Below are 3,895 nucleotides of genomic sequence, written 5' to 3'. Positions count from 1 at the left end.
CACGCCCGCCGAGGTCGTCGACCTGCTGGCCACGGCCTGCGAGCCGGGGCTCACCGCGTTCCCCAGCGGCCGCTTCTACGGGTTCGTGGTGGGCGGCACCGAGCCGGCCGCGCTGGCCGCTGACTGGCTGGTCAGCGCCTGGGACCAGAACTGCGTGATGCGCACCGTCTCCCCCGCGTACGCGGCGGCGGAGGAGATCGCCGGCGCCTGGTTGCTCGATCTGCTCGGCCTGCCGAGGGACAGCTCCGTGGGCTTCACCACGGGTGCGACGATGGCGAACTTCACGTGCCTCGCCGCCGGGCGGGACACGGTGCTGCGGCGCACCGGCTGGAACGTCGCCCGTGACGGCCTCGCGGGTGGTCCGCCCGTGCGTGTCGTCGCCGGCGAGTCCCGGCACATGGCCATCGACCTGGCCCTGCGCTACCTCGGGCTCGGTCGGCCCGACCTGGTGGCGGCGGACGATCAAGGGCGCATCGAGCCCGATGCCCTGCGGAAGACGCTGACGGCCGGCGGACAGCACCCCACGATCGTGATCCTCCAGGCCGGCGACATCCATTCCGGCGCCTTCGATCCCTTCGCCGCGAGCATCCGCGCGGCGCGCGAGGCAGACGCCTGGGTCCATGTCGACGGCGCGTTCGGACTGTGGGCAGCCGCCTCGCCGCGCCGCGCCCACCTGACGGCGGGCTGCGCGGACGCGGACTCCTGGGCGACGGACGCCCACAAGACGTTGAACGTCCCCTACGACTGCGGACTCGCGATCGTGCGCGACGCGTCCGCGGTCCGGGCGGCGATGGGCCAGCGTGGCGACTACCTCATCCAGCACGAGCAAGGCGACCCCATCGACAAGGTGCCCGAACTCTCGCGGCGCGGCAGAGCGTTCACCGTGTGGGCCGCCCTCAGGTCCCTCGGCCGATCAGGCGTCGCCGACCTCGTCGACCGGTTGTGTCGCCACGCCTCCGCGTTCTCCGCCGGCATCGCCGAGATCGACGGCGCGACCGTTCTCAACGAGGTCGCGTTCACGCAGGTCTGCGCCGAGTTCGGCGGCGACGGACGCACCGACCGGGTCCTCGCCCGGCTGCTCGACGACGGCACCGCGTGGATCAGCGGCTCCACCTGGCACGGCAGACGCGTCATGCGGATCTCGGTGAGCAACTGGTCGACCACGGACGACGATGTGGCGCGCACGCTCGACGCGATCCGGCGCGCGGCCGCCGGGGCCTGACGACCGGTCGTCGCCGATCCGAAGAACCTCGTCCTCGCGATCGGCGGAGCCGTGTCCATCGCCGCCTCCACCGCCTCCGCCGGCGGGAAGACCGTGGCCGCGGCGCTGATGGTGCTGATCGCGTCGCTGTGCGCACTGCTGCCGGTCGGTGTCTACCTCGCGGGCGGTGAGAAGTCGGCGAAGGTGCTGGGCGACTGGAAGACCTGGATGAGCCGCCACGACGCCGCGATCATGACGACGCTCTTCCTCGTCCTGGGCGTGAAGTACGTCGGCGACGCCGTCAGCGGTCTGACGATCTGACCCACCCGTAGGCGTCCCCCGGACGTCCCGGCAGCCGTGTCCTGTCCCGTCGGACAACTGGATCACCACGAAGCCCGGGGAGGGCTTCGTGGTGGCCTCGTACGCCCTTGACCAGCGCTGTCGCCCGCGCGCTGGACGTGACAGGTACCCGGCAGCAGTTCCAGGTGTCGGGCTGCGCGGAGCGGGTAGTCGCACGGTTAGTCGATCCGATCACCAGTTCGGATCTCCTCGGTCTCAGGAGGTGACGGCTGTGGACGCCGTCAACCGTCCCACTCACCCCGGGCGGACGGAGGAGGCGGACACGGGGCAGGTCAGGACCTGCCGACCCGCCTTCCGTGAGTCCGACGTCGACCCGGCCGCGGACACCGCGGGTCAGGATGCCGACCCTGAGCCCCAGATCGTCCGCGGCGAGGACTGAGAACTCCGCGGCGAGGGCCGAGAAGCGGCCCCGGCCACCGGCGACACCTGGGGCGCACGCCGGAGGACCGGTCCCGTCCCACCCTCCCGCTTTCGCCCGAAAGATCTCACCACGACGCGTCGGGGCGGCCTTACCGGGCAGGGGCCGCATATGAACCGACTTACGGACAGCGGACGCTCGTATTGGATGGAGACCGCCACGCTGCCGTCCTTCCCCCCTCTCGCAGGGGCGGCGGAGGCGGACGCGGTGGTCATCGGGGCCGGAATCGCCGGCCTCAGCACGGCGTGGGAGCTCACTCGGGCCGGGCTCGACGTCATCGTGCTGGAGGCGGACCGGATCGCCGGCGGGGTCACGGGCCATACGACGGGAAAACTCACCGCGCTCCACACCAGCGTGTACGACACGCTCCGGACCGAGCACGGCGACGACGTCGCCCGCCGGTACGCGACCTCCCAGAGCGCCGCGCTGCGGCACCTCGTCGAGGTGGTCGACGAACTCGGCATCAGCTGCGACCTGGAACGGCGCCCGGCTCTCACCTACTGCCGCCGGCCCGAGGGCGTCGACGCCCTGCGCGCGGAGGCGGAGGCGGCCCGGGAAGCCGGCCTCGCCGCGTCGTTCGTCACGGAGACCCGCCTGCCCTTCCCCGTCGCCGGCGCCGTCAGGGTGGAGGACCAGGCCCAGTTCCACCCGCTCGCGTACCTGCGCGGGCTCGTCGACGACATGATGGCGCTCGGCGGCAGGATCCACGAGGGCACCCGAGTCGTGGAACTCGACCGCGGAGACCCCTGCCGGCTCGGCACCGACACCGGGGCCACCGTCTCCGCCCGGCACGTCGTCGTGGCCACCCACCACCCCGTCTTCGACCACACGCTGCTCGCCGCGAGGCTGACCCAGCATCGCGACCTGGTGATCGCGGGCCCCCTGCCCGCCCCACGGGACCCGGACGGCATGTACATCACCGAAGAGGACGGCAAGCGCTCCGTCCGCACGGCGCCGCTCCCGGACGGCGGACGGCTCCTGATCGTCACCGGAGAGGCGTTCAAGCCCGGCACCGGGGAGGACACCGCGGCCGGTTACGCCCGTCTCCAGGACTGGAGCGAGCAGTACTTCCCCGACGTCACGATCACCCATCGCTGGGCGGCGCAGGACAACGCCGCCACCGACACCCTGCCCCTCATCGGCCGCATGCCCGCCGACGGCGAGAACGTCTACGTCGCCACCGGGTTCGCCGGCTGGGGGATGACGGGCGGCGTCATGGCAGGAACGGCCATCGCCGCCCTCGTGCGTGGCGAACGGGAGCCGTGGACCGATCTCTACGCTCCGGACCGCCTCGGATCGGCCCTCCGTTCCGCGCCTACGCTCCTCAAGGCCCAATGGGAGACGGGCAAGCACTTCGTCAAGGACCGTCTGGAGACCTTCGGTGACGGCACCGACGGGCCCGTGCAGGACCTGCGGCCGGGTGAGGGCACCGTGGTCCGCGCGAAAGGCGGTCCCTGCGCCGTGCATCGCGACGACCGGGGCGGGCTCCACGCGGTGTCCGCCGTCTGCACCCATCTCGGGTGCGTCGTCGCATTCAACAACGCGGAACGCACATGGGAATGCCCCTGCCACGGCTCTCGCTTCGGCGTCGACGGCGAGATCCTTCAGGGACCGGCACTGAGCCCTCTCGAGCGACGGGACCCCGAAGAGCTGTGAGGTCCTGTCCGTGCGTCGTACGTCCAACGAGACAGATCGGCCCACGACAGGAGGCCTTCGTCACGCCTGCTGCGACACCCAGCCTTTCCCAGTAAATGTCGCGAAAGACCGTTTCGGTCAGCTGGGTGTGGAAAGGCGCGGGGCATGGTGCGTATCGGATGAAAGCCTTCGACGGGGTACCCGCCCGTCCGCGACTCGCTGGAGATGAGCGTCATGACCGGACCCAGCAACCCCGACCCGGAACCGGACCCGGCCCCGGC

General features: G+C 71.7%; 3 protein-coding genes and 1 pseudogene. All 4 read left to right on the top strand.

The window, feature by feature from the left end; genetic code table 11:
* On the top strand, positions 1–1,222 hold a 1,222-nt coding region (locus AOK00_RS02355; protein WP_055598654.1), incomplete at its 5' end, for a pyridoxal phosphate-dependent decarboxylase family protein.
* A gap of 21 nt (positions 1,223–1,243) precedes the next feature.
* Positions 1,244–1,522 (top strand): annotated as a pseudogene (locus AOK00_RS02350) (GAP family protein); the annotation flags it as partial.
* Positions 1,523–1,772: 250 nt separating this feature from the next.
* Positions 1,773–1,940, top strand: a complete 168-nt coding sequence (locus AOK00_RS38915; RefSeq protein WP_159041673.1) for a hypothetical protein — start codon at positions 1,773–1,775, stop codon at positions 1,938–1,940.
* A gap of 186 nt (positions 1,941–2,126) precedes the next feature.
* Positions 2,127–3,635, top strand: coding sequence for an FAD-dependent oxidoreductase (locus AOK00_RS02345; RefSeq protein ID WP_254047212.1), 1,509 nt, complete (start codon positions 2,127–2,129; stop codon positions 3,633–3,635).
* Positions 3,636–3,895 lie beyond the last annotated feature (260 nt).

The organism is Streptomyces aureus, from assembly GCF_001418135.1.
GTDB classification, from domain to species: domain Bacteria; phylum Actinomycetota; class Actinomycetes; order Streptomycetales; family Streptomycetaceae; genus Streptomyces; species Streptomyces aureus_A.
This window is presented reverse-complemented; position numbering and strand designations above follow the sequence as displayed.